This is a genomic window from Buchnera aphidicola (Takecallis arundicolens) (genome assembly GCF_964058945.1).
GTDB classification, from domain to species: domain Bacteria; phylum Pseudomonadota; class Gammaproteobacteria; order Enterobacterales; family Enterobacteriaceae; genus Buchnera_L; species Buchnera_L aphidicola_AH.
In genome coordinates this window covers 351,789-377,050 of the sequence record NZ_OZ060369.1, presented here as the reverse complement: position 1 = coordinate 377,050, position 25,262 = coordinate 351,789, and the positions used below count along the sequence as shown (strand labels likewise).

Sequence of the window (25,262 nt, the reverse complement as noted above, 5' to 3'; positions counted from 1 at the left end):
ATGTTACAACCTAAGCGTACAAAATTTCGTAAAATGCATAAAGGTCGAAATAGAGGAATGATTTTAAATTCTAATATTAGCTTTGGAACTTTTGGTTTAAAAGCAATTACACTTGGTAGATTAACATCACGTCAAATTGAGTCGGCAAGACGAGCAATTACAAAATCTATGAAACGACAGGGTAAACTATGGATAAGAGTTTTTCCAGATAAACCAATTACACAAAAACCACTAGAAGTTAGGATGGGTAAAGGTAAAGGTAATGTTGAATATTGGGTAGCATTGGTACAACCTGGTAAAGTATTATATGAAATTTCTGGATTGTCTGAGGATGAATCTAGATTAGCATTTAAGTTAGCAACATCAAAATTATCTGTTAAAACAACTTTTGTAAGTAAATGGTGATATAATGAAATTATCTGTATTACATCAAAAAAAAATTATTGATTTACGTGCTGAATTGTTAAATTTATTACGTGAAAAATTTAGTTTAAAGATACAACTTGCTTCTGGAAAATTTAAAAAAAATCACATGTTGCGAATAGTTCGCAAAAAGATTGCACGTATTAAAACAATAATTACTATCAAAAACAGGAATAATACATGACTGTTAAATTACATACATTACAAGGAACAGTTATAAGTAATAAAATGAATAAATCTGCTGTAATATTAGTTGAACGTTTAATTAAACATCCAATATATAAGAAATTTATTAAAAAAAAAACTAAATTACATATTCATGATGAGTGTAATACATGTGTTAATGGAGATATTGTAGAAGTATCGGAATGTCGTCCGATTTCTAAAACAAAGTCATGGAAATTAATTAGAATTATTAAAAAGTTTATTATTTAGTAATTTTTTTTCGAAGACATGAATACTGACATGTCTTCCTGATACTTTAAATAATATATTATGTATATACTATGTAATTAATTTATATTGAGAATGAATTTATTTTGGAATATAAAACATTATGATACAAGAGCAAACAATATTATGTATTGCAGATAATTCTGGAGCAAAATCTGCAATGTGCATTAGAGTTTTAGGGGGTTCAAAAAAGCGGTATGCAAAAATTGGTGATTTAATAAAAGTTTCAATTAAAGAAGCAGTACCAAGAGGTAAAGTAAAAAAAGGTGAAGTATTTAATGCAGTTGTTGTTCGTACAAAAAAAGGAATTCGTCGTTCGGATGGGTCGTTGATTCGTTTTGACCACAATGCTTGCGTGATTTTAAATAACGTTAATCAACCGATTGGTACTCGTATTTTTGGTCCAATAACACGTGAGTTAAGAACAGAAAAATTTATGAAAATTATTTCTTTAGCACCAGAGGTGTTTTAGTTATTTTAAACATGTGAGGAGAATATGGCTTTAAAAATTCATCGTTTAGATCATGTTATTATTTTATCTGGTAAAGATAAAGGGAAAACTGGAATAGTACAATTTATTTTAACGAGTAAATCTAAAGTTATTGTAAAAGGTATTAATATAATTAAAAAACATCAAAAGGGAGTACCTGCACAAAATATTAATTCTAGTATTATAAAAAAAGAGGCTTTAATACATATTTCAAATGTAGCTATTTTTAATACTGATACTAAAAAGGCCGATCGTATTGGATTTAAATATATTTCTGGAAAAAAAGTTCGATTTTTAAAATCTAATAATCAAATTATTAAATAATTAGTAGGATTTTATAATGATTGTATTATATAAGTTGTATAAAACAGAAATTATTAAAAAATTGATGAAAGAATTTCAATATGCATCTATTATGCAAGTACCAAATATAGAAAAGATTACTTTAAATATGGGTGTTGGAAAAGCAAATAATGATAAAAAAATTTTAGAGCAAGCAGTAAAAGATTTAACATTAATTACAGGTCAAAAACCAATTATCACAAAATCAAGAAAATCTATTGCTGGTTTTAAGATACGTCAGGGTTATCCAATAGGTTGTAAGGTTACGTTACGCGGTATACGTAAATGGGATTTTTTAAATCGTTTAATTACAATAGTTATACCAAGAATTCGTGATTTTCGCGGTTTTTCTAAAAAATCTTTTGATGGAAGAGGGAATTATAATATGGGTATATCTGAACAAATTATATTTCCTGAAATTAATTATGATACTATTGACAAAGTGCGTGGATTAGATATTTCTATTACAACAACTGCATTATCTGATGCTGAAGGTTTTGCATTACTTTCTTCGTTTTATTTTCCTTTTCAGATTTAATTTTTAAGGATTAATATGGCTAAAGAATCAATGAAAGCACGTGAATTAAAGCGTGTCAAATTAGGAAAAAAATTTTTTGTTAAGCGTCAAAAATTAAAGAAAATTATTATAAATATGTCATTATCAAAAGAAACAAGATGGGAAGCAGTATTAAAATTACAAACTTTACCTCGCGATTCTAGTTTATCTAGACAACGTAATCGATGTTTTCAAACAGGTCGTCCTCATGGATTTTTGAGAAAATTTGGTTTAAGTAGAATTAAGGTTCGAGAAGCTGCAATGCGTGGTGAAATTCCAGGGTTAAGAAAATCTAGTTGGTAAATATAATACATATATATTAAAAAAGAGAGTTGTAATATGAATATGCAAGATCCAATATCAGATATGTTAACTAGTATCCGTAATGGTCAAAAAGCAAATAAGGTAGAAGTTTGTATACCTGCGTCTAATTTTAAAATTGCTATTATTAATGTTTTGAAACAAGAAGGTTACATTGATTATTATACAGTACAAAAAAAAGAAAAAAAAACAGTATTAAATATTTTTTTAAAATATTTTAATGGTAATCCTGTAATTGAAGAAATAAAACGAGTTAGTAAACCTAGTTTACGTATTTACAAAAATAAAAATAGTTTACCAGTAATTATGGATGGTTTAGGTATTGCCATTATTTCTACTTCGAAGGGTATTATCAGTAATAAAAAAGCTGATAAAATGGGTATAGGTGGAGAAATTATTTGTATAGTATCTTAAGTATGGAGGTTTTTATATGTCTCGTATTGCAAAAAATCCAATTGTAGTTCCTGAAAATATCAACGTGATTTTACGTAAGAATAATATTGTTATTAGTAATAAGAATAAATCTATGTCACATAATATTCATCAATCTGTTATAATTAAATACAATAATAATAAAATATTTTTTCAATCCAAATTAAATACCAAGGATGGTTGGATGCATGCAGGTACTACAAGATCGTTAGTAAATTCTATGATTATTGGTGTAACAACTGGTTTTTCAAAGAAATTACAATTGGTGGGTGTAGGATACCGTATTAATATTGAAAAAAATAATGTACTAAATATGTCTTTAGGGTATTCTCATACAATTAAATATTGTTTGCCCTCTGATATTATAGCGGAAAATATTTCTACAACTGAAATTGTTTTAACAAGTATGAATAAACAATTACTTGGTCAAGTAGCAGCGAATTTACGTTCTAAACGTAAACCAGAAGTATATAAAGGAAAAGGTATTCGTTATTTTGATGAAAAAATACGTATTAAAGAGGCTAAGAAAAAATAATGATTGTTTTAAAAAAAAATATCTCTTCGAGGGTACGGCGGAGTTTAAAAACACGTTATCACCTTAAATCTTTAAATGTAATACGATTGATCATACATCGTACTTCTCGTCATATGTATGCTCAGATTTTTGATACCAAAACTTCGACTATTGTAACGTCTGCATCAACATTAGAAAAAGGGATTCAAAGACAACTGGATTCATATACTGGAAATAAGAAATCTGCTAGTTTTATTGGGGTAATTATTGCAAATCGTGCATTAAAAAAAGGTATTCAATCTGTAGTATTCGATCGTTCAGGATTTAAATATCATGGTCGTGTACAAATGTTGGCAGAATCTGCACGAAAATCAGGATTAAAATTTTAAAGGATATCGTGAAATGGTGAATTACGGAAAAAAAAATCATGTTGATTTAAAAGAAAAATTAATTACAGTTAATCGCGTATCTAAAACTGTTAAAGGAGGTAGAATTTTTTCATTTACTGCTTTAACGGTTGTTGGTAATAATAAAGGTAAAGTAGGTATTGGATATGGAAAAGCTCGAGAAGTACCTGCTGCTATACAAAAAGCTATGGAACATGCGCGTCGTAATATGATTTATATTAATATTAAAAACGGTACTTTACAACATCCTGTAAATGGTTCACATACTAGTTCTAAAGTTTTTATGAAACCAGCATCAAAAGGAACAGGTATTATTGCAGGAGGTGCAATGCGCGCAATTTTAGAAGTTGTTGGTATACATAATGTTTTAGCAAAAACCTATGGTTCAACTAATCCAATTAATGTTGTTCGGGCAACAATGAATGGTTTAAAAAATATGAAATCTCCTGAAATGATTGCTGCTAAAAGAAATAAAACTATTTTTGAAATATTAGGATAATAGATATGATAAAAAAAATTTTCATTACACAAACTAAAAGTAGTATTGGTCGTTTACCTAAACATAAGGCAACAATTATAGGATTAGGTTTGCGACATATTGGACATACAGTAATTCGATTAGACACACCATCTATTCGTGGTATGATTAATCAGGTGTCTTATATGATTGATATTAAAAAAGGATAAAACATTGTATTTAAATAATTTAAAATCAATATACGGTTCAAAAAAAAAAAATAAACGTGTTGGTCGGGGTATTGGAACCGGATTTGGTAAAACATGTGGTAGGGGACATAAAGGTCAAAAATCAAGAACAGGTGTTAGTATTAGGAGAGGTTTTGAAGGTGGGCAAATGCCATTATATCGGCGTATTCCAAAATTTGGTTTTGTTTCACGTAAAAAATACATTATTCAAGAAATTAGATTATCCGATATTAATAAAATATCTAGTGCATGTATTAATTTAATTACATTAAAAGATTTAAATATTATTAGAAAAAATATTCGATATGTAAAGATTATTAATACAGGAATTTTAGAAAAAAAAGTTGTAGTTCATGGTATTAAAGTTACAAAAGGTGCACGTGTAGCTATTGAAACGTTAGGTGGGACAGTTAAGGAAACCGTTTGATAATATGGCTACTATTATACAATCAAAATTAAATAATGTGAATAATACTTTAGTAGAATTAAAACAAAGAATTATTTTTTTAATATTTTCAATAATCATTTTCAGAGTTGGTTTTTTTATACCTATTCCTGGTATTAATCATACTGTTTTATCAAATTTTTTAAAATTACAAAATGGTACAGTAATTGATTTGTTTAATATGTTCTCCGGAGGTGCTTTAAGTTATGCATCAATTTTTTCTTTAGGTATTATGCCGTATATTTCTGCTTCTATTATCATGCAGTTACTAACATTAACTATAAAAAAACTATCTAATATTAAAAAATCGGGTGAAGTAGGAAAAAAAAAAATCAATCAGTATATACGATATATTACGTTATTAATTGCAATATTTCAATCGATAGGAATTGCATTAACTTTACCGAATATATCTAGTGTTGCTCAAATGATTGAACACCCTGATTTATATTTTTATTTTACCACTATATTAAGTTTATGTACTGGAACAATTTTATTAATGTGGTTGGGTGAATTGATTACTGAATGTGGAATTGGTAATGGTATTTCAATGATTATGTTTATTGGTATTGTTGCTAAAATGCCTTTAAGCATTTCTAGTATGATTCGAAATATGAAATTAATACATATGTCACTGCTTTATTTATGTTTTATATTTTTACTTTTGTTTGTATTGATTTTTTGTATTGTTTTTATTGAAAGTAGTTATCGAAAAATTGTTTTGTATCATTCTAAACAACGTAATTTACATAAAATGTATGTTATGCAACACACGCATTTACCTTTAAAAATTAATATGTCGGGTGTAATACCAGCTATTTTTGCTTCTAGTGTAATTATTTTGTTATCTGTGGTTATATCATATTTTAAGGTACATGTTGGATTTTTATTTTTTTCAGTTCTTGAGTATTATATTAAGCCAGGTACAGTGTGTTATATTCTATTGTATTCTATATTAATTTTTTTGTTTTGTTTTTTTTATGATAATTTAGTATGTAATCCTAGAGAGATTTCTGAAAATTTAAAAAAATCTGGTGTTTTTATCCCAGGTATTCGACCAGGAATACAGACAACAAGATATATTAATAATATTATTAATCGATTAATTTTTTTAAATGCACTATATATTATTTTTGTTGTTTTGATACCTGAGTTTTTTAAAATTACTATGCATATTCCTTTTTTTATTGGAGGAAATTCATTATTAATTATTGTTGTTGTGGTTATTGATTTTATTGCACAATTTCAAACATTTATGATTTCAAATAAATATAATATTTTTTTAAAGAAATCACCTTTAAGGATGAATCGTTAACTATAATATTTTTAATTATTTTAAATTATTGTAATTTAAATATATGGTGTAAATATGAAAGTTCGTGCATCGATTAAAAAATTATGTCGTAATTGTAAAATTGTAAAAAGACAAAATGTATTGCGTGTTGTATGTACACATTATCCAAAACATAAACAACGTCAAGGATAATTTTTTAATTTATTTTTATAGTATTTTTTTATTTATGATAATAATACTATTTATTAATGTTACTGTAGAGGAATATAATGGCTCGTATTGCAGGAATTAATATTCCTAATTATAAACATATCATGATTGCATTACGTGCAATATATGGTATAGGTAAATCACGTGCTAAAAGTATTTGTATGAATTGTAATATATCTGAAACGATTAAAACTAAAGATTTGACTGAAAAACAAATCGATTTATTACGTCATACAATTTCTACGTTAATTGTAGAAGGAGATTTGCGTAGAACACGTACTATTCATATTAAACGATTAATAGACCTTGGATGTTATCGCGGTTTTCGACATCGTAGAGGATTACCTGTAAGAGGGCAAAGGACAAAAACTAATGCTCGTACTAGAAAAGGTCCTCGTAAACCAATAAAAAAATAATTTTAAAGAGCATTTCAATATGGTAAAATCTACAATTCGGACAAAGAAAAAAATTAAAAAAAAAATTTTAGATGGTATTGCATATATTCATGCATCTTTTAATAATACAATAGTGACAATTACTGATCGTCAAGGTAATGCTTTAGGTTGGGCGACTTCTGGTGGATCAGGTTTTCGAGGATCACGTAAATCAACACCTTTTGCAGCACAGGTTGCTGTAGAACGATGTATTGAATCTATTAAAGAGTATGGTATAAAGAATTTAGATGTTATGGTGAAGGGACCGGGTCCAGGAAGAGAATCGACAATTCGAGCGTTAAATACTGCTGGATTTAAGATTACAAATATTACCGATGTTACTCCAATTCCGCATAACGGTTGTCGTCCTCCTAAAAAGAGACGTGTATAATTTAAAATTTTGAGAGACTTAGATATGGCAAAATATTTAAAACCAAAATTAAAGTTAAGTCGTAGAGAAAATACAGACTTATTTTTAAAATCTAGTTATCGTAGTATTGATTCTAAATGTAAAATTAATCAATTACCTGGTCAGCAAGGTACAAGAAGATCTAGATTATCTGAATACGGGTTACAGTTACGAGAAAAACAAAAAGTACGTCGTTTATATGGTGTATTAGAACGTCAATTTCATAATTATTATAAACGCGCAACGAAATTAAAAGGTAATACTGGTGAAAATTTATTAATATTTTTAGAGAGTAGATTAGATAATGTAGTATATCGCTTGGGTTTTGGTTCAACACGTGCAGAATCTCGACAAATAATTAATCATAAAGGAATTATGGTAAATAATAAAGTTGTTAATATTGCTTCTTATCAATTATTCCCAGATGATTGTATTACAGTTCGAGATAAATGTAATATGCAAAAAAGGATAAAATTCTCTTTAGAATTATCAGAACAACGAGAAAAACCAGTTTGGTTAGTTATTAATAAAGATAAATTAGAAGGCAGATTTATTAGAGTGCCTGACCGTTCTGATTTAGCATCGGATATTAATGAACACCTAATTATTGAACTTTATTCAAAATAAATTAAAAACAAATGATTGGGGGAGGGAGAATAAATGCAAAATTTGTCGACAGGTTTATTAAAACCAAGTATAGTGGATATTGAACAAATTCGAGCAACTTATTTTAAAGTTACCATTGAACCTTTAGAACGAGGTTTTGGTCATACTATTGGTAATGCGTTGCGTAGAATATTGCTCTCATCAATACCAGGATATGCTGTCACTGAAGTACAAATTAAAGGTATTTTACATGAATATAGTGCTAAAACTGGTATTCAAGAAGATATATTAACGATATTATTGCATATTAAAGAGTTAGCTATTAAAATTAATGGTAAAGATCAAGCAGTCTTACAAATTCAAAAATCTGGTATTGGGTTTGTTCAAGCGTCTGATATTATACATGATAGTAGTGTTGTTATCATGAATCCACAACATGTAATTTGTAATATAACTGATCCAACAGCATCAATTGATATGATTATGAAAGTAAATAAAGGTATTGGTTATGTTTCTGCTGCATCGAGAATTGCATCACATGATATTAATAAACATGTTGGTTGTATATCTTTAGATACTTGTTATAGTCCTATTGAACGCATTGCATATTTTGTAGAACCGGCAAGGGTTAAACAGCGTACAGATTTAGATAAGTTAATTATAGAAATAGAAACAAATGGAACTATTGATCCTGAAGAAGCAGTGCGTCGTTCTGCTACTATTTTATCTGAACAATTATCAACCTTTGTTGACTTAAATTATTTAACAAAACAACCGGTTGTTGAAGTTAAAGAAAAAAAACCAGATTTTGATCCTATTTTACTTAAGTCGGTTGATGATTTAGAATTGACTGTACGATCTGCAAATTGTTTAAAAACAGAAATGGTAAATCACATAGGTGATTTAGTACAAAAGACTGAATCAGAATTATTGAAAGCACCAAATCTTGGTAAAAAATCTTTAACTGAAATTAAAGAGATATTGTCTTCAAAAGGATTATCGTTAGGCATGCGTATTAAAAATTGGCCTCCAAAAACGTAAGGTGAATATAATAATATGTGTGTTTTTTATTTTTATGCATATGGGGATAGCCAATGAGACATAGAAAATGTGGTCGTTCTTTAAATCGTACTTCTAGTCATTATAAAGCTATGTTTGCTAATATGGCATGTTCGTTATTAAAATATGAACTTATAAAGACTACTTTGCCTAAAGCAAAAGAATTACGTACCATTATTGAACCATTAATTACTGTTTCTAAAATTGACTCTGTTGCTAATAGAAGATTAGTTTTTTCAAAAATTAGAGATGATATTAGTGTATTAAAATTATTTAATGAATTAGGACCTTTTTTTTTAAATCGCCCAGGTGGATATACGCAAATTTTGAAATACGGTTTTCGATCTGGAGATAAAGCAAACATTGCTTATATGAAATTTGTTGATCGTGATATTTTATATAAAAAATAAATTTTTGTATATTTTAGTTTTATATAACGGCATATTATTGCCGTTTATATTTACTTGATACTTTCAGTAGTTAATATTTGATTAACTTGAAATAATTTATTTTTTGTTTGTATAAATTTACATACTGAATGAATTTTTTTTCCTGGTATTTGTATTTTTTGAATGTTTAAAATATTTTTCTTTGTTTGTATTTGTATACCATATTTATTTATTTTAATAATTTGACCAATTTGATATATTAAATTTGATTTTATAATTTCTGCTTGATAAATTTTTATTTTTATATTTTTGATTTCAATATAAGTTCCTGGCCATGGATGAAATGCTCGAATCATACGTTCTATCACTTTTGCAGATGTAAAAAAATTAATTTTTCCCATTAATTTTGATAATTTAGTTGCATAAGTTACTTTATTTTCATCTTGTATTATAGGAATAATACTTTTATTATTTATTTTTTTTAGAACTATTAGTATTGCTTGTGATCCAATTCTACTGAGTTTATGAAGTAAGCTGTTTGTTGTATCTTTATTAAGAATGTTACATGGTACTGTATATAATATTTTTCCAGCATCTAATTTTTCTTCCATTTGGATAATTGTAATTCCTGTTTTTTTTTCGCCTTTTAATATTGCCCATTGGATTGGTGCAGCACCTCTCCAATGGGGTAATAAAGAAGCATGTACATTAATGCATCCCATAGGAAATGCATTTAATAAAAATTTTGGTAATATTACTCCATATGCTACAACAATCATAATGTCTGCTTTCATATTTAATATTTCTGTACAGTCGGTTGTATTTTGAATTTGAATGGGTTGAAAAACTGGAATTTTATATTTTTTTGCTAATGTTTTAACTGGTGTGTATGTTGTAATATTACCTCTTTTATTAGGACGGTCTGGTTGTGTTAAAATACCTAATATTATATGTTTTGATGTTATTAATGTTTCTAAGTGGCATGCTGCAAAATGTGGAGTACCTGCAAAAATGATTTTTATTTTTTTTTTTTTATCGTTCATATTATATTGTGTTACTGTTTTAATTTATGATATTATAAATAATCAATCAATAATTTTCCAATTAAATGATCCATTTCGTGTTGTATACATATTGCAAGAAGTTCATGTGCTGAGATATATATTTTTTTACCGTAATAATTTAATGCACTTATTTTAATTTCTTTTGCTCTAGTAATTTTTTTACTGATTCCAGGGATTGATAAACAACTTTCTTTGGTTTGTATGATACCTATTTTTTTTATTATTTTTGGATTAATAAGAACTATTGGTTGGTATTTTTTTATCATTAGATCAATAACGATAATATTTAATTTAATATCAACTTGTGTTGCAGCTAAACCTATACCTTGTTTATTATACATAGTTTCAAACATGTCATTTATTATATTCTGAATTTTTTTATTTACTGATCTTACTGGATTTGCTATTAATCGTAATTTTTTATCTGGATATTTTAATATTTTTAGTATTGCCATATTAATGTTATATATAAATGAGTATAATTTAATATTATAAGAGTTTGTAAAATATATAATATATGTAATGATAGTTATTATTCTATGATACTATATAATATTTGTTCTATTATCAACATAATTAATTGAAATAAATGTATGTTAAAAACATGTCATATATATACATCACTTTTAAAGTGTATAGATTTTTTAAATAAAAATTATATTATTGCGTATCCTACAGAAGCAGTGTTTGCTTTGGGTTGTAATCCTGATAGTGATGATGCTATAATAAATTTATTAAAATTAAAAAATAGGAGTAAAAGAAAAGGTTTAATTTTAGTCGCTGCATCTTATAATCAATTAATACCATATATTAATGAATGTAGATTATCTGATTTTCAAAAACAAAAAATATTTTCTTTATATTCTGGTTTTATTACTTTTTTAGTACCTGCTCGATCCAATATTTCAAATTGGATTACTGGTTTTTCTAATTTAGTTGCTGTACGCGTTACAAAACATCCTGTTGTAAAAAGATTATGTTTATATTATGGTAAGCCAATTATATCAACTAGTGCAAATTTTACTGGTATGCCAGAATCACGTACTGTAAAAGATGTATTAAAATATTTTGGATCTGATATTCCAATATTAGATGGTAACATTGGTAATTTTTTATATCCTTCAAAAATTTTTAATATTTTAACTGGAGAATATGTTCGTAATGCCTATTCAAAAAAAATATAATTATTTGTTATTTGGTAATCCTGTACATCATTCTAAGTCACCTATTATATATAAATATTTTTCACATAATACGGGTTTGATGTTTGATTATAATATTAAACAAGTTGAAAATAATATGTTTTCAAATGTCGTATTAGAATTTTTTAAAACATATGGGCAAGGTGCTAATGTTACAGTACCATTTAAAGAAGAAGCATATAAGTTATCACATATTGTAACGAGAAGAGCTCAAATGACTCATTCTGTTAATGTTTTAAAAAAATTAAAAAATAACATAATTTTGGGAGATAATACAGATGGTATTGGTTGTTTATATGATTTGAATAGACTAAATTTTATTCATATGAATCAAAAGATTTTGTTAATTGGTGCTGGTGGGGCAGCAAGAGGTATTATACCAAATTTGTTATCTTTAAATTGTTCTATTGATATTGTAAATCGAACATTCAGTCGCGCTTTGCATGTAGCTTCATATTTTAAAAAATTTGGTTTTATTAAAGCAATTAGAATTGATGATCTAAAGGTTTTAAATTATCATGTAGTGATTAATGCTACATCTGCTGGTATACACCAAGAATGTAGTTTTTTTCTTGACAATACTATTTTTTATCCTGAACGTACAGTATTTTATGATTTATTTTATGATGATAAGTTAACACCATTTTTACAATGGTATCAAGATCATGGTGGTATCTATTATGCAGATGGAATTGGTATGTTAGTTAGTCAAGCGGCATATTCTTTTTATTTATGGAACGGAATTTTTCCAAATGTGCAATCTGTAATTAATCTTTTAAATAAAAATAAAAAATATTTTTGTGAATAGTGAGTGATATCATATAAAAAAATATTGATTATTTTCTGATGTTTTGTAATAATAATATCTTATACTTATGTAAATAATTTCTAGATTTATTTTTTTATATTTTATTATTTTAGATTATTTAGTCCCCTTCGTCTAGAGGTCTAGGACATCGCCCTTTCACGGCGGCAACAGGGGTTCAAATCCCCTAGGGGACAAATTTAAAATAAAAAATATGTATGCAAAAATAACATTTTATGTTATTATGTATTTATTGAATTTTAAATTTTATATTTTATATAATATAAGATATAAAATTTAAAGCGCTCTTTAAAAATATAAAATTAATATAAAACAACTATAGATTGTCAGATCAAGCGAGTAAGCGTATATGGTGGATGCCTTGGCAATCAGAAGCGATGAAGGACGTACTAATCTGCGAAAAGTATCGGTAAGCTGATAAGAAGCGTTATAGCCGGTAATTTCCGAATGGGGAAACCCGACATTTTTAATGTCATTGTTAACTGAATAAATAGGTTAATAAAGCAAACCAAGAGAACTGAAACATCTAAGTATCTTGAGGAAAAGAAATCAATTGAGATTCTCCTAGTAGCGGCGAGCGAAAAGGGAACAGCCCAGAGTTATAATCTGTTTAATTTTTATTAGAATATTTTGGAAAAAATAGCGAAACATGGTGATAGCCCAGTATATTAAAAAAATTAAATTAGTGGACTCAAAAAGTAGAACGGGACACGAGAAATCTTGTTTGAATATGGGGGGACCATCCTCCAAGGCTAAATACTCCTGATTGACCGATAGTGAACTAGTACCGTAAGGGAAAGGTGAAAAGAACCCCGGTTAGGGGAGTGAAATAGATCCTGAAACCATATACGTACAAGCAGTAGAAGCCTAATGTATCAGGTGACTGCGTACCTTTTGTATAATGGGTCAGCGACTTGTATTTTGTAGCAAGGTTAACTGTATAAGGGAGCCGTAGGGAAACCGAGTCTTAAATGGGCGTTAAGTTGCAAGATACAGACCCGAAACCCGGTGATCTAGCCACGGGCAGGTTGAAGGTCGGGTAAAACCGACTGGAGGACCGAACCGACTGATGTTGAAAAATCAGCGGATGACCTATGGCTAGGGGTGAAAGGCCAATCAAACCGGGAGATAGCTGGTTCTCCTCGAAAGCTATTTAGGTAGCGCCTCGTGAATTCATCTTCGGGGGTAGAGCACTGTTTCGGTTAGGGGGCCATACCGGCTTACCAATCCGATGCAAACTCCGAATACCGAAGAATGTTATCACGGGAGACACACAGCGGGTGCTAACGTTCGTTGTGGAAAGGGAAACAACCCAGACCACCAGCTAAGGTCCCAAAATTATAGTTAAGTGGGAAACGATGTGGGAAGTCATAGACAACCAGGATGTTGGCTTAGAAGCAGCCATCATTTAAAGAAAGCGTAATAGCTCACTGGTCAAGTCAGCCTGCGCGGAAGATTTAACGGGGCTAAAACTATATACCGAAGCTGTGGCAGTAAAAAATTATTTTTTTATTGGGTAGAGGAGCGTTCTGTAAGCCTGTGAAGAAACATTGTAAAGTGTTTTGGAGGTATCAGAAGTGCGAATGCTGACATGAGTAACGATAAAGCAGGTGAAAAACCTGCTCGCCGAAAAACCAAGGTTTCCTGTCCAACGTTAATCGGGGCAGGGTAAGCCGACCCCTAAGGTGAGGCCGAAGGGCGTAATCGATGGGAAACAGGTTAATATTCCTGTGCTTAATTTTACTGCGAAGGGGAAACGGAGTAGGTTAGATTATCCAGGTAACGGATATCCTGGTTTAAGCGTGTAGATATAATAACTAGGCAAATCCGGTTATTTTTAAGTTGAGGCGTTATGACGAGTTACTACGGTAATGAAGTAATTAATACCACACTTCCAAGAAAATCCTCTAAGCTACAGGTGAAATTAAATCGTACCCAAAACCGACACAGGTGGTTAGGTAGAGTATACCAAGGCGCTTGAGAGAACCCAGGTGAAGGAACTAGGCAAAATGGTGCCGTAACTTCGGGAGAAGGCACACTAATGTTAGGTGAAAAAACTTGCTTTTTTAGCCGAGATTAGTCGAAGATACCAGCTGGCTGCAACTGTTTATTAAAAACACAGCACTGTGCAAACACGAAAGTGGACGTATACGGTGTGACGCCTGCCCGGTGCCGGAAGGTTAATTGAGGGGGTTAAAGTTAAAACTTGAAGCTCTTAATCGAAGCCCCGGTAAACGGCGGCCGTAACTATAACGGTCCTAAGGTAGCGAAATTCCTTGTCGGGTAAGTTCCGACCTGCACGAATGGCGTAATGATGGCCAGACTGTCTCCACCTGGGACTCAGTGAAATTGAAATTGCTGTGAAGATGCAGTGTACCCGCGGCAAGACGGAAAGACCCCGTGAACCTTTACTATAGCTTGACATGGAATATTGATTTTTAATGTGTAGGATAGGTGGGAGACAGAGAAGATAAATCGCTAGGTTTATTAGAGTCAACCTTGAAATACCACCCTTTAAAATTTAGTCTTCTAACCTAATACCGTAATCCGGTATAGAGACAGTGTCTGGTGGGTAGTTTGACTGGGGCGGTCTCCTCCCAAAGAGTAACGGAGGAGCACAAAGATTGGCTAATCACGGTCGGAAATCGTGAGGTTAGTGTAAAGGCATAAGCCAGTTTAACTGCGAGCGTGATAACGCGAGCAGGTGCGAAAGCAGGTCTTAGTGATCCGGTGGTTCTGTATGGAAGGGCCATCGCTCAACAAATAAAAGGTACTCCGGGGATAACAGGCTAATACCGCCCAAGAGTTCATATCGACGGCGGTGTTTGGCACCTCGATGTCGGCTCATCACATCCTGGGGCTGAAGCAGGTCCCAAGGGTATGGCTGTTCGCCATTTAAAGTGGTACGCGAGCTGGGTTTAGAACGTCGTGAGACAGTTCGGTCCCTATCTGCCGTGGGCGTAGGAAGATTGAGGGGGTCTACTTCTAGTACGAGAGGACCGAAGTGGACGCATCACTGGTGTTCGGGTTGTCATGCCAATGGCATTGCCCGGTAGCTACATGCGGAAAAGATAAGCGCTGAAAGCATCTAAGCACGAAACTTGCCCCAAGATTAGTCTTCCCTGAGACGAAAGTCTACTGAAGGGACGTTGAAGACTACAACGTTGATAGGCTGGGTGTGTAAGCATAGTGATATGTTGAGCTAACCAGTACTAATGACCCGAGAGGCTTGATCTTACAATACTGTAGTTGTTTTTTATTAATTTTATATTTTAAAAAATTTTAAAATATGATTTTATTTTTTTATACCCTGGTAAAAATAGCATAATGGTACCACCTGAATCCATACCGAACTCAGAAGTGAAATATTATAACGCCGATGGTAGTACGAGGCTCTCCTCGTGCAAGAGTAGGAAATTACCAGGGTATGTTTTTAATTATAAAATTTTATTTTAAAATTTATGATTATTTTATAAGTTTGTATTTATTAAAATACAATTATATTCCATCCTATAACTCCGTTCTTAAACTCCTCGTAATAAAATTCCTCTAGTAAAAATATTAAAATCAAACATTAAAACATAATTTATAGTTTTTATTTATTACATATTTATCTAATTTATTTATTTTTACATTTATTAATAATTAATATTAATAGTTTGGATCATTGTTTGAAACTATAAATGTTTTTTTATCATTGTAATGGTGTGGTAATTTTTGAATACTTTTTTTTAGTGGTGAATGTAGAAACCTTTATATAATTATATTGTGTTAATATCCATTTTAAAGTACTGTTAAAGTTTTTATTTGTTGGTTATAAGTAAGGTAATTTTGATGTCTAAGATTAAAGGTAATGTGAAGTGGTTTAATGAATCAAAAGGTTTTGGTTTTATTACTCCAGAAGATGGTAGTAAGGATGTTTTTGTGCACTTTTCAGCTATACAAAGTAACGGATTTAAGACTTTGTCAGAAGGTCAAAGTGTTGAATTTGAGATTACTGAAGGTGCAAAAGGACCATCTGCGGCTAATGTTGTTAGTTTATAATTGTTGTATTTATTAATTAAATTTTTTATTATTAATATAACATACTCGCCACAGTGCAAATATATTACTACCGTTCTGTGGTGAAATTACATTTTTATGTAATATTTTTACAATATATATATTTTTCATTATATTTATATTATACGTAATATAAACATTTTATATAAGAGTTCATGATGTTAAAAATTTTTAATACTCTAACTAAAAAAAAAGAGGTGTTTTCTTCTATATTCTTAAAATCAGTTAATATATATGTATGTGGTATTACTGTATATGATTATTGTCATATTGGTCATGCTCGGACATTTACAGTATTTGATATGATTGTTAGGTATTTGAAATACTCTAAATATAAAGTACAATACATACGAAATATTACTGATATTGACGATAAGATTATACAAGCAGCTAATCTGAATCATGAAAGTGTGGTTGATTTAACAAATAGAATGATTCAATCTATGAAGCGAGATTTTTTAAATTTAGGTTTATTAAAACCTGATATTGAACCTAGAATAACATTACATATTCAAGATATTATTTTGATAATACAAAAACTACTTGAAAAAAAAAATGCGTATATTTCTAAAAATGGTGATGTTCTTTTTTCTATTTCAAGTTATCAGAATTATGGTATACTATCTCGGCAAAAATTAGATCAATTGAAAAATAGTACATGTTATTCAAATAAATTTTTTGCACATGATTTTGTTTTGTGGAAAAAATTAGATGTTCAAGATACACCAAATTGGAATTCTCCATGGGGTTTGGGTCGTCCTGGATGGCATATAGAATGTTCTACAATAAATGATAAATATTTTGGAAAACATCTTGATATTCATGGGGGAGGTGTGGATTTATTATTTCCACATCATGAAAATGAGAGAGCACAGTCTACTGTGTTATATGATGTTCCATCGTATGGAAAATATTGGATACATGTAGGTTCATTATTAATTAAAAAAAATAAAATGTCTAAATCATTAAAAAATACTGTTTTTTTACATACTTTACTTAAAGTATATGATGCTGAAGTTATACGATATTTTTTTTTATTAACACATTATCGTAAACCGCTTTTATATAATGTCAATAATTTAATACAATCAAAAATATCTTTACGAAAATTGTACATTGCATTAGATAAATTAGATTATAATCATTCTGTATTAAAAACAGAATTTTCTTTAAAATATCAGGATTTCTGTATAAAGTTTTACAATGCTATTCATGATGATTTTAATACCCCTTGCGCAATATCTATATTATTTTCTTTATTAAAAGCAGTAAACATATCTATTACACAAAATAATATGTGTGTAACGATGCAATTATTATATCAATTAAAACATTTGTCAAATACAATTGGGTTATTAAACCAAAATCCATCTGTTTTTTTAAAAAAAAATGATAAATTATAATATTTTATATATTACATTAAAGTATCTATATTCATATTTTTCTTGATAAGCTTCTAATGTGTTTTTTAATAATGTCGCAACAGTCATTGGTCCAACACCTCCTGGTACTGGAGTAATATAAGAAACTTTTGGTAATACTTTTTCAAAATTTACATCACCTACAATGATATTTTGAGACGGTATTTTATTAATACCTACATCAATAATTACTGCTCCAGGTTTAATATGTTTTTCATCTATAAAATTTGGTTTTCCAACTGCTACAATAATTAAATCTGATTTAGAAATATGTTCATTTAGATTTGATGTAAATCTATGTGTGATGGTTGTTGTACATCCTGATAATAGTAGTTCTAATCCCATAGGACGTCCAACAATATTTGAAGCTCCTATTATTGTTGCATTCATACCATACATATTAATGTTATATTTATTTAAAATTTTAATAATACCTCTAGAAGTACATGGTCGCAGTTTTGGTTTTTTTTGACATAAACATCCAATGTTATAAGGATGAAATCCATCAATATCTTTTTTAGGATAAATTGCTTCAATAATATTATTGGTGTTAATATTTTTTGGTAATGGTAATTGTACTAATATACCGTCAATATTATTATTTAAATTTAATTTTTCAATTAAATTAATTATTTCCATTTCTGTAATTGTTTTTTTTAATTTCCATTCTTCTGAAAAAAAACCTACTTTATTGCAAGCAATTCTTTTTTTTTGAACATATAATTTAGATGATTCATTATTATCTATCCAAATAACTGCTAATCCTGGTGGTCTTTTTCTAAAACGCGTTTCATATTTTACTTGGTTTTTTATTTTTTGAATTATTTCATTAGCAAGAATAGATCCATTCATAATTTTGTTTATCATATTTTATCCTGATTTTTGTATTTAAATATAGATTTTAATGTACTAATGTAGTATAATTTTATTTAATAAAAAATTTTATAAATTGTATTATTTTATATTGCGCTCTTAGCTCAGTTGGATAGAGCAACGGCCTTCTAAGCCGTAGGTCATAGGTTCGAATCCTATAGAGCGTATTTTATTGATAATTATTAATTGATTTGTAAAAATATATTTTTTATGATTTTATAAATTTTTTAATCTCAGAAAATACACTTTCTATTGATCGTTCAGTATTTATTTGTGCATATTTTGTCATGTTATTATATTTTTGATTTTTATAGTAATTTATCATAATATTATGCATATTTTGATATTCTATTAATCTTTTTTTAATAGTTTTAATATTATCATCAATTCGAGTAATTAATTTTTCATTAGTAATATCATCTTGTTCTGGAATTTTTGGTGGGTTATATTTAATATGATATATTCTTCCTGATTTAACATGAATACGTCTTCCTAAAATACGTTCATAAATTATTTTTTTATTAAGTATTAACTCAATAATATAATCAATTTTAATATTTTTTTCATTCATGATTTGTAACTGTGTTATATTTCTTGGAAAACCATCTAATATAAAACCATACATATATGTTTTTTTTATTTCTGTAATGATTAAATTAATTATTATATTATCTTCAATTAACATTCCATTTTTTATATTTTTTTTAATAACTGTACTTAATGGATTTTTTTTAAGCATAATATTACGCAAGATATCGCCTGTAGATATTATTGGAATATTATATTTTTTCATTATTAAATTAGACTGTGTTCCTTTTCCTGATCCCGGCGGTCCAAAAATTATAATTTTCATATATAAGTTTTATTTTTCAGTCAATAATTGATTAATATTTTTTATAAAGTTATTTGGATTTTTTAATGTACCATGTGTAGATAATAATGCTTGATCAAATAACGTTTGAATCCAGATATTAATTTTTTCTGTATTTTTTATTTTAATTATTTTTTTTATTAAAGAATGGTTTGGATTAATTTCAAAAATATATTTTATTGATGGTATATTTTGTCCAGCAGCTTTAAATAGTTTTGACATTTGTGGACTAATAGCATTTTTATCTGTAATTAATACAGCTGGGCTATCTACTAGTCTTTGGCTTAATTTTACGGAAGCGATATGTTTTTGTAGTGTATTTTGAATTTTATTTAAAAAATCTTGTATTTCAGGAGTAATATTAATGTTATTATCAATTTTACCAAATAATTTTTCAGAATCTGGATCAAATTTACTAATAGATTGAAATTTTTTATTTTGAAATATAGTTAAATAATGCATCATCCAATCATCAATACGTTCTGATAATAATAAAACATCAATTTTATTTTTACGAAATATTTCTAAATGTGGGCTAGTATTAGCTGCATCATAATTTTCTGCAATGAGAAAGTATATTTTATTTTGTTCAGCATGCATGTTAGTAATGTATTCTGTTAACGATAATGTTTGTTCTTTAGAATTATATTTCATAGACGTAAATCTTAATAAGCTAGCAATTATTTCTTGATTTGTTGTATCTTCTGCAATTCCTTCTTTTAAAATTGGTCCAAATTCTTTAAAAAATATTTTATATTTATTTGGATTTTCTAAAGATAATTTTTTTATTAGTTTTAATATTCTTTTTGTTAATGATATTCTTAAAATATTTGTACTTTTATTTTCTTGCAAAATTTCCCTAGAGATATTTAATGGTAGATTATTTGTATCTAAAATACCTTTTATAAATCGTAAATAATTAGGTAAGAATTGATTCGCATCATCCATAATAAAAATTTTTTTTACATATAATTTTAATCCATTTTTTTGTTTTTCTTGATCTAGTATATTCCATATTGATTTACTTGGAATGTATAATAAGCATGTATATTCGTAAGTTCCTTCAACTGTATTATGAGTCCAAATAAGTGGTTTTTCAGTATCTTTAGTAATACTGTAGTAAAATTTTTTATATTCATCTTTAGTAATTTGTAATTTATTTCGTGTCCATAATGCTTGGCCTTGATTTATTTGTTTCCATAGTACAGTATTATTTTTTTTATCATATTCTTGTAATTGAATTGGAATTGAGATATGATTTGAATATTTTTCAATAATATTTTGTATTTTCCAATTTTCTAAAAATTGTATCTCTGTACTTTTTAAATATAATTCAATATCTGTTCCATGTTCTTTTTTTTGAATTTTATCAATAATATATTCACCTTTACCGTCCGATTCCCATATAATACCATAATCATCTTGATTTGCATCCATATGTTTGGTTTTTACAACAACTTTTTCAGCAACCATAAAAGAAGAATAAAAGCCAACACCAAAATTACCAATTAATTGATTGTGTTGATTGTTTTGATTTTTTATAGTATTTATAAATTTTTTTGTCCCAGAATTTGCAATCATACCTAAGTTTTTAATAACTTCATTTTTTGTCATACCAATACCATTATCTGATATGATAATTTTTTTTTCTTTTCTATCTAATGTAATTCTAATATACATATTGCATGATAATTTATTATCTATATTTTTTGATAAAATTGTGAATCTCATTTTATCAATTGCATCTGATCCGTTAGATATTAATTCTCTTATAAATATTTCTTTACTTGAATACAGTGAATTGATCATTAAATGTAATAATTGTTTTGTTTCGGATTGAAATTGGTGTTTTTCTTTTGTATTTATCATTATATTTATTTTCCTAAAAAATTTTTTGTTATTATTTATTATATTATTCTATAATTTATTTTTTTTATATCATGAAATTGATATCTTTTGGTAAAGGCATACCAGGATTCATATTAGACATTTTATTTTTTTTTTCTTCATTAATTTTTCGGTTAGCATCGTTAAATGCTGCTGTTATTAAATCTTCAAGTATATTTTTTTCAGATAATTTTAATAAACTATCATCAATTTCAATTTTAATACAATGATGTTGACCATTCATCATTACTTTAACTAATCCTGCTCCAGATTCACCTTGAACTTTTATAATATTAATGGATTTTTGTATTTCTTGCATTTTTTCTTGTATTTGTTGTGCTTTTTTCATGAATTCACTAACATTGTTGTTATTAAACATAATAATTGATCCTTGTAATTTTTATATTAATTAATAATATAATATTTTTTTATAACATAAATATTTTACTATATTTTAATATTTTAAAAAATCAATTTATTTTTTACAGAATGTAATAAGTTTAATAGTGTTATTTCTATTCCCATTTTGATGCTAGGAAATAGATATAATATTTTTTTTCCATGTAATATAATTTTGTAATAATTTTGTAATTCCTCATAAGTAATTTGTGTAGATATTTTGAATATTTGATTTTTATATTTTGAAAATATATTTTTATCATTATTTTGTGGTATTTTTTTTAATATTGCAATATCATAAAATATTTTTAATATTTTAATTAATACTTGTTCTAAATTGATATTTTCATCGTAAAGATAATTTAATAAATTTATAATTTTTACAGCATTTTTTTTAAAAACTGAAATAATAATTTTTAATGCATAGTGTTTATCTAACATACCTAACATATTTAAGGTAAGTTTTTTTGTAATATTTTGATTACTAAATAATATTATTTGTTCGGTTAAATTTAATGCGTCTCTTATACTTCCGTTTGAGTATTCGGAAATAATTTTTAAAGCAGATGATTCAAAATCAATTTTTTCTAATTTCAAAATTTTTTTTAGGTGTTGTTTAATATCTAGATAATTTATTAACTTTAAATGAAAAAAAATACATCGTGATATAATTGTATCTGGTAATTTATTAATTTCTGTAGTAAGTAAAATAAATTTTACATGTTTAGGTGGTTCTTCTAAAATTTTTAATAATGCGTTAAAACTATATTTAGATAACATATGTATTTCATCGATTATGTAAATTTTAAATTTACCCTTAATTGGCATGTATTGCGCTGTTTCTAATATTTCTTTAATTTCTTCTACTTTAGTTTTTGAAGCGGCATCTATTTCTGATATATCCGGAAAACAATTATTTGTAATATCTTGACAATTTGAACAAATATGACATGCGCGTTCTTCTTTTCTATCGGAACAATTTAAAACTTGTGCTAGTAACCTAGCAATTGTTGTTTTACCAATTCCTCTTGTGCCACAAAAAATCCAAGATTGATGAATTTTATTCAATATAAAACTATTTTTTATTGTTTTTATAATATAGTCTTGACCAATAACCTCAGAAAAATTTTTTGGTCTCCATTTTCTTGCTAAAATTTTGTAGTTCATTAGTTTATATATTTTTTATTAAATACATTTTAAGAAATATGTAGTATAATATATATATACATATATAGAAATTAATATTTGTATTTTTTATATTTTTTATGTATTATAAGAATATTATACTAAATAAAATTTTAGTTTAAGTAAATTTGTTAGCTCTAATACTATCGTAATTTAAAAAACTAGTCAGGTCTGGAAAGAAGCAGCTAAATTAAATGAAAATAGGTATTATTGAGCTAACAAATTTATAATATATTTTACTACATATTATATATTTTATAGTATATACCCTTTTTTTTAAGAAGTGTATTATGGTTTCCAGTTTCGATAATTTTTCCGTTGTTTAAAACAATAATATTATCTGATTTAATAATTGTTGATAGCCTATGTGCAATAATAATTAATGTTGATTTTTTTTTAATAGAAATTAATGTTTTTTGAATTTCCTTCTCTATTTTAGAATCTATATTTGCTGTGGCTTCATCTAATATTAAAATTTTAGGTTTTAATAATAAAACGCGTGCTATGCATAATAATTGTAATTGACCTGCTGATAAATTATTACCTTTTTCTTTTAATATAAAGTTTAATTTTTCAGGTAAAGATTGCACAAAATAATATAATTTAACTATTTTTAAAATATGCCATATTTTTTTTTCACAAACTTTTTTTCCTAAAGTAATATTTACTTTAATAGTTCCTGTAAAAATTGTTGGTTCTTGTTGTACCATATATATTCCATTACGTAATACTTTATAATTTAATGTCGACAATGGTCGTTTATCAATATGAATTATACCTTTTGTTACGGGATAATACCCCATTAACAAATTTATTAATGTACTTTTTCCACTCCCCGTTTTTCCAACAATAGAAGTGAATGTTTTTGGTTTGATATGTAAATTAATATTATGGAGTATAATCGGTGTTTTTTTTTGATATTGAAAACTTACATTGGATATTATAATTTCTCCTGTTTTTAGTGGAATAATATCACTACCATAAATTTGTTTATTTCTATCAATCATATTAAATATTCGTTCTCCCGCAACTACTGCTTGTTGTAATATAGTTTGTTGTGTAGCAATAGTGATTAACGGTTCATTTAAGCGGTTCAAATAGGTAATAAAGGCGTATAATGTTCCAATTGATAATATATTTCTTGGAGATATTACAAATAATATTATTAATGTACATAGTACGATTGAAAACAATAAGCTAATTAGTGGTCTTAATAATATACTATCTAATTTTAGTGCTTGCATTCTAGTTTGGTAATGTTTTTTACTAGTATATTCAATTATTTTTTTGAAATGTTTTTCTTGAGAAAATTGTTGAATTATATACATACCATTAATTATTTCATTAAATTCATGATTTATTTGTGCTAAATATATTCGCATCATTCGTAATATTGGTGTACTGTAAATTTGATAAATTAATATTATGATCAGTATTAATGGAAATAATGTAATAGCAGTAATTGCCATTTTCCACTGTAAAAAAAACATTGTGCATAGTACAATGCATATTAAGATACTATTTTTAAATATAGTTGTTAATACTGTATCATATAGTGCTTTAATTATTTCTGTATCATTCGTAATAGTAGAAACAATTTTTCCGATTGGTTGTTCATTAAAAAATTGTAAGGGTTGAGATAATACGGAAGATATTACTTTTAATCTTAATTTTTGTATTATTTTAATAGCAATTTTATTAAAAAGTAATACTTGTAAGTAATTTAATATGATTGATATAGTTTGTGTGATCAAATAAGAAAAAAAAATTATGATAATTATATTTTTATTTAATATACGTGTAGTAAGTATATTATTAATAAAATAGCTTACTAAAATTGGTCCTAATATTTCAGTAAAAGATGCGAATATTAATAATAAACATGCTATACTAATTTTTTTTTTAAATTTTATACTATATTTTAGTAGACGTTTTAATGTTGGCCAACCGTGCATTAAATTAGCCATATATATCCTTTTATTG

General features: G+C 27.3%; 32 protein-coding genes, 2 tRNA genes, 2 rRNA genes and 1 other RNA gene. 29 read left to right on the top strand and 8 right to left on the bottom strand.

Annotated elements, in window-relative coordinates; genetic code table 11:
• From rplP to rplQ, 20 genes are all read left to right on the top strand, one after another.
• Positions 1-405 (top strand): 50S ribosomal protein L16, encoded by a 405-nt coding sequence (gene rplP / locus AB4W50_RS01825; protein ID WP_367677067.1) that lies wholly within the window; start codon positions 1-3, stop codon positions 403-405.
• 4 nt (positions 406-409) lie between these two features.
• Positions 410-607, top strand: coding sequence for a 50S ribosomal protein L29 (gene rpmC, locus AB4W50_RS01820; protein ID WP_367677066.1), 198 nt, complete (start codon positions 410-412; stop codon positions 605-607).
• Positions 604-858, top strand: coding sequence for a 30S ribosomal protein S17 (rpsQ, locus tag AB4W50_RS01815; protein WP_367677065.1), 255 nt, complete (start codon positions 604-606; stop codon positions 856-858). The genes rpmC and rpsQ overlap by 4 nt, the downstream gene beginning before the upstream one ends.
• 121 nt (positions 859-979) lie before the next feature.
• The gene (gene rplN, locus AB4W50_RS01810) at positions 980-1,348 is read left to right on the top strand and encodes a 50S ribosomal protein L14 (RefSeq protein WP_367677064.1); all 369 of its coding nucleotides are present in this window, start codon (positions 980-982) and stop codon (positions 1,346-1,348) included.
• Positions 1,349-1,372: 24 nt separating this feature from the next.
• Positions 1,373-1,690 carry a 50S ribosomal protein L24 gene (rplX, locus tag AB4W50_RS01805; protein ID WP_367677063.1) on the top strand — a complete coding sequence of 106 codons (318 nt, stop codon included), beginning with the start codon at positions 1,373-1,375 and terminating at the stop codon, positions 1,688-1,690.
• A gap of 16 nt (positions 1,691-1,706) precedes the next feature.
• Positions 1,707-2,246, top strand: a complete 540-nt coding sequence (gene rplE / locus AB4W50_RS01800) for a 50S ribosomal protein L5 (protein ID WP_367677062.1) — start codon at positions 1,707-1,709, stop codon at positions 2,244-2,246.
• 15 nt (positions 2,247-2,261) lie between these two features.
• Positions 2,262-2,567 (top strand): 30S ribosomal protein S14, encoded by a 306-nt coding sequence (rpsN, locus tag AB4W50_RS01795; protein WP_367677061.1) that lies wholly within the window; start codon positions 2,262-2,264, stop codon positions 2,565-2,567.
• A 36-nt stretch (positions 2,568-2,603) separates the two neighbouring features.
• Positions 2,604-2,999, top strand: a complete 396-nt coding sequence (gene rpsH / locus AB4W50_RS01790) for a 30S ribosomal protein S8 (protein ID WP_367677060.1) — start codon at positions 2,604-2,606, stop codon at positions 2,997-2,999.
• A 16-nt stretch (positions 3,000-3,015) separates the two neighbouring features.
• Positions 3,016-3,552, top strand: a complete 537-nt coding sequence (rplF, locus tag AB4W50_RS01785) for a 50S ribosomal protein L6 (protein ID WP_367677059.1) — start codon at positions 3,016-3,018, stop codon at positions 3,550-3,552.
• Positions 3,552-3,920, top strand: coding sequence for a 50S ribosomal protein L18 (rplR, locus tag AB4W50_RS01780; protein WP_367677058.1), 369 nt, complete (start codon positions 3,552-3,554; stop codon positions 3,918-3,920). The genes rplF and rplR overlap by 1 nt, the downstream gene beginning before the upstream one ends.
• Before the next feature lie 13 nt (positions 3,921-3,933).
• Positions 3,934-4,437, top strand: coding sequence for a 30S ribosomal protein S5 (gene rpsE / locus AB4W50_RS01775; RefSeq protein WP_367677057.1), 504 nt, complete (start codon positions 3,934-3,936; stop codon positions 4,435-4,437).
• Positions 4,438-4,442: 5 nt separating this feature from the next.
• Positions 4,443-4,625 carry a 50S ribosomal protein L30 gene (gene rpmD / locus AB4W50_RS01770; protein WP_367677056.1) on the top strand — a complete coding sequence of 61 codons (183 nt, stop codon included), beginning with the start codon at positions 4,443-4,445 and terminating at the stop codon, positions 4,623-4,625.
• A 4-nt stretch (positions 4,626-4,629) separates the two neighbouring features.
• Positions 4,630-5,070 (top strand): 50S ribosomal protein L15, encoded by a 441-nt coding sequence (rplO, locus tag AB4W50_RS01765; RefSeq protein ID WP_367677313.1) that lies wholly within the window; start codon positions 4,630-4,632, stop codon positions 5,068-5,070.
• 4 nt (positions 5,071-5,074) lie between these two features.
• Positions 5,075-6,403, top strand: a complete 1,329-nt coding sequence (gene secY, locus AB4W50_RS01760) for a preprotein translocase subunit SecY (protein WP_367677055.1) — start codon at positions 5,075-5,077, stop codon at positions 6,401-6,403.
• A 54-nt stretch (positions 6,404-6,457) separates the two neighbouring features.
• A complete protein-coding gene (gene rpmJ / locus AB4W50_RS01755) occupies positions 6,458-6,574 on the top strand; it encodes a 50S ribosomal protein L36 (protein WP_367677054.1) in 117 nt (38 codons plus the stop codon).
• A gap of 77 nt (positions 6,575-6,651) precedes the next feature.
• On the top strand, positions 6,652-7,008 hold the full coding sequence (gene rpsM / locus AB4W50_RS01750) for a 30S ribosomal protein S13 (RefSeq protein WP_367677053.1): 357 nt from the start codon (positions 6,652-6,654) through the stop codon (positions 7,006-7,008).
• A 19-nt stretch (positions 7,009-7,027) separates the two neighbouring features.
• Entirely contained in the window at positions 7,028-7,417 is a 390-nt protein-coding gene (rpsK, locus tag AB4W50_RS01745; protein ID WP_367677052.1) for a 30S ribosomal protein S11, read from the top strand.
• Between the two features lie 24 nt (positions 7,418-7,441).
• Positions 7,442-8,062, top strand: coding sequence for a 30S ribosomal protein S4 (gene rpsD, locus AB4W50_RS01740; RefSeq protein WP_367677051.1), 621 nt, complete (start codon positions 7,442-7,444; stop codon positions 8,060-8,062).
• A gap of 33 nt (positions 8,063-8,095) precedes the next feature.
• Complete coding sequence (rpoA, locus tag AB4W50_RS01735; protein ID WP_367677050.1) at positions 8,096-9,082, top strand: DNA-directed RNA polymerase subunit alpha; 987 nt, start codon at positions 8,096-8,098, stop codon at positions 9,080-9,082.
• 53 nt (positions 9,083-9,135) lie between these two features.
• Positions 9,136-9,510 (top strand): 50S ribosomal protein L17, encoded by a 375-nt coding sequence (gene rplQ, locus AB4W50_RS01730; RefSeq protein WP_367677049.1) that lies wholly within the window; start codon positions 9,136-9,138, stop codon positions 9,508-9,510.
• Positions 9,511-9,560: 50 nt separating this feature from the next.
• Here rplQ and fmt read toward each other — a convergent pair whose 3' ends face one another.
• Positions 9,561-10,532, bottom strand: coding sequence for a methionyl-tRNA formyltransferase (gene fmt, locus AB4W50_RS01725; protein WP_367677048.1), 972 nt, complete (start codon positions 10,530-10,532; stop codon positions 9,561-9,563).
• Positions 10,533-10,564: 32 nt separating this feature from the next.
• Positions 10,565-11,008, bottom strand: coding sequence for a peptide deformylase (gene def / locus AB4W50_RS01720; protein WP_367677047.1), 444 nt, complete (start codon positions 11,006-11,008; stop codon positions 10,565-10,567).
• A 138-nt stretch (positions 11,009-11,146) separates the two neighbouring features.
• Here def and AB4W50_RS01715 point away from each other — a divergent pair, with 138 nt between their 5' ends.
• From AB4W50_RS01715 to cysS, 7 genes are all read left to right on the top strand, one after another.
• A complete protein-coding gene (locus AB4W50_RS01715) occupies positions 11,147-11,737 on the top strand; it encodes a Sua5/YciO/YrdC/YwlC family protein (protein WP_367677046.1) in 591 nt (196 codons plus the stop codon).
• Positions 11,715-12,563, top strand: a complete 849-nt coding sequence (aroE, locus tag AB4W50_RS01710) for a shikimate dehydrogenase (RefSeq protein WP_367677045.1) — start codon at positions 11,715-11,717, stop codon at positions 12,561-12,563. The genes AB4W50_RS01715 and aroE overlap by 23 nt, the downstream gene beginning before the upstream one ends.
• A gap of 121 nt (positions 12,564-12,684) precedes the next feature.
• A tRNA-Glu gene (locus AB4W50_RS01705) sits at positions 12,685-12,757 on the top strand.
• A gap of 153 nt (positions 12,758-12,910) precedes the next feature.
• Positions 12,911-15,818 (top strand): 23S ribosomal RNA (locus tag AB4W50_RS01700).
• Between the two features lie 72 nt (positions 15,819-15,890).
• Positions 15,891-16,007, top strand: a 5S ribosomal RNA gene (rrf, locus tag AB4W50_RS01695).
• 408 nt (positions 16,008-16,415) lie between these two features.
• On the top strand, positions 16,416-16,625 hold the full coding sequence (cspE, locus tag AB4W50_RS01690; protein WP_158349571.1) for a transcription antiterminator/RNA stability regulator CspE: 210 nt from the start codon (positions 16,416-16,418) through the stop codon (positions 16,623-16,625).
• A gap of 173 nt (positions 16,626-16,798) precedes the next feature.
• Complete coding sequence (gene cysS, locus AB4W50_RS01685) at positions 16,799-18,046, top strand: cysteine--tRNA ligase (RefSeq protein WP_367677044.1); 1,248 nt, start codon at positions 16,799-16,801, stop codon at positions 18,044-18,046.
• Here cysS and folD read toward each other — a convergent pair.
• Positions 18,041-18,931 carry a bifunctional methylenetetrahydrofolate dehydrogenase/methenyltetrahydrofolate cyclohydrolase FolD gene (folD, locus tag AB4W50_RS01680; protein WP_367677043.1) on the bottom strand — a complete coding sequence of 297 codons (891 nt, stop codon included), beginning with the start codon at positions 18,929-18,931 and terminating at the stop codon, positions 18,041-18,043. The two genes, cysS and folD, sit on opposite strands and share 6 nt — an antisense overlap.
• A gap of 99 nt (positions 18,932-19,030) precedes the next feature.
• Between folD and AB4W50_RS01675 the strand changes: the two genes are divergently transcribed.
• Positions 19,031-19,104: transfer RNA gene (locus tag AB4W50_RS01675), tRNA-Arg, on the top strand.
• Between the two features lie 41 nt (positions 19,105-19,145).
• On the opposite strand, the gene AB4W50_RS01670 is transcribed toward AB4W50_RS01675, so the two are convergent.
• The 4 genes from AB4W50_RS01670 to dnaX all read right to left on the bottom strand — a co-directional run bounded on the left by AB4W50_RS01670 (position 19,146) and on the right by dnaX (position 23,261).
• On the bottom strand, positions 19,146-19,790 hold the full coding sequence (locus tag AB4W50_RS01670; RefSeq protein WP_367677042.1) for an adenylate kinase family protein: 645 nt from the start codon (positions 19,788-19,790) through the stop codon (positions 19,146-19,148).
• 9 nt (positions 19,791-19,799) lie between these two features.
• Positions 19,800-21,677, bottom strand: coding sequence for a molecular chaperone HtpG (htpG, locus tag AB4W50_RS01665; protein WP_367677041.1), 1,878 nt, complete (start codon positions 21,675-21,677; stop codon positions 19,800-19,802).
• Positions 21,678-21,741: 64 nt separating this feature from the next.
• On the bottom strand, positions 21,742-22,074 hold the full coding sequence (locus tag AB4W50_RS01660; protein WP_367677040.1) for a YbaB/EbfC family nucleoid-associated protein: 333 nt from the start codon (positions 22,072-22,074) through the stop codon (positions 21,742-21,744).
• 83 nt (positions 22,075-22,157) lie between these two features.
• The gene (dnaX, locus tag AB4W50_RS01655) at positions 22,158-23,261 is read right to left on the bottom strand and encodes a DNA polymerase III subunit gamma/tau (RefSeq protein WP_367677039.1); all 1,104 of its coding nucleotides are present in this window, start codon (positions 23,259-23,261) and stop codon (positions 22,158-22,160) included.
• A 147-nt stretch (positions 23,262-23,408) separates the two neighbouring features.
• On the opposite strand from dnaX, the gene ffs reads away from it, so the two are divergent.
• Positions 23,409-23,503, top strand: an RNA gene (gene ffs, locus AB4W50_RS01650) — signal recognition particle sRNA small type.
• Positions 23,504-23,518: 15 nt separating this feature from the next.
• Here ffs and AB4W50_RS01645 read toward each other — a convergent pair.
• Entirely contained in the window at positions 23,519-25,246 is a 1,728-nt protein-coding gene (locus AB4W50_RS01645; RefSeq protein ID WP_367677038.1) for a SmdB family multidrug efflux ABC transporter permease/ATP-binding protein, read from the bottom strand.
• Positions 25,247-25,262: the final 16 nt, after the last annotated feature.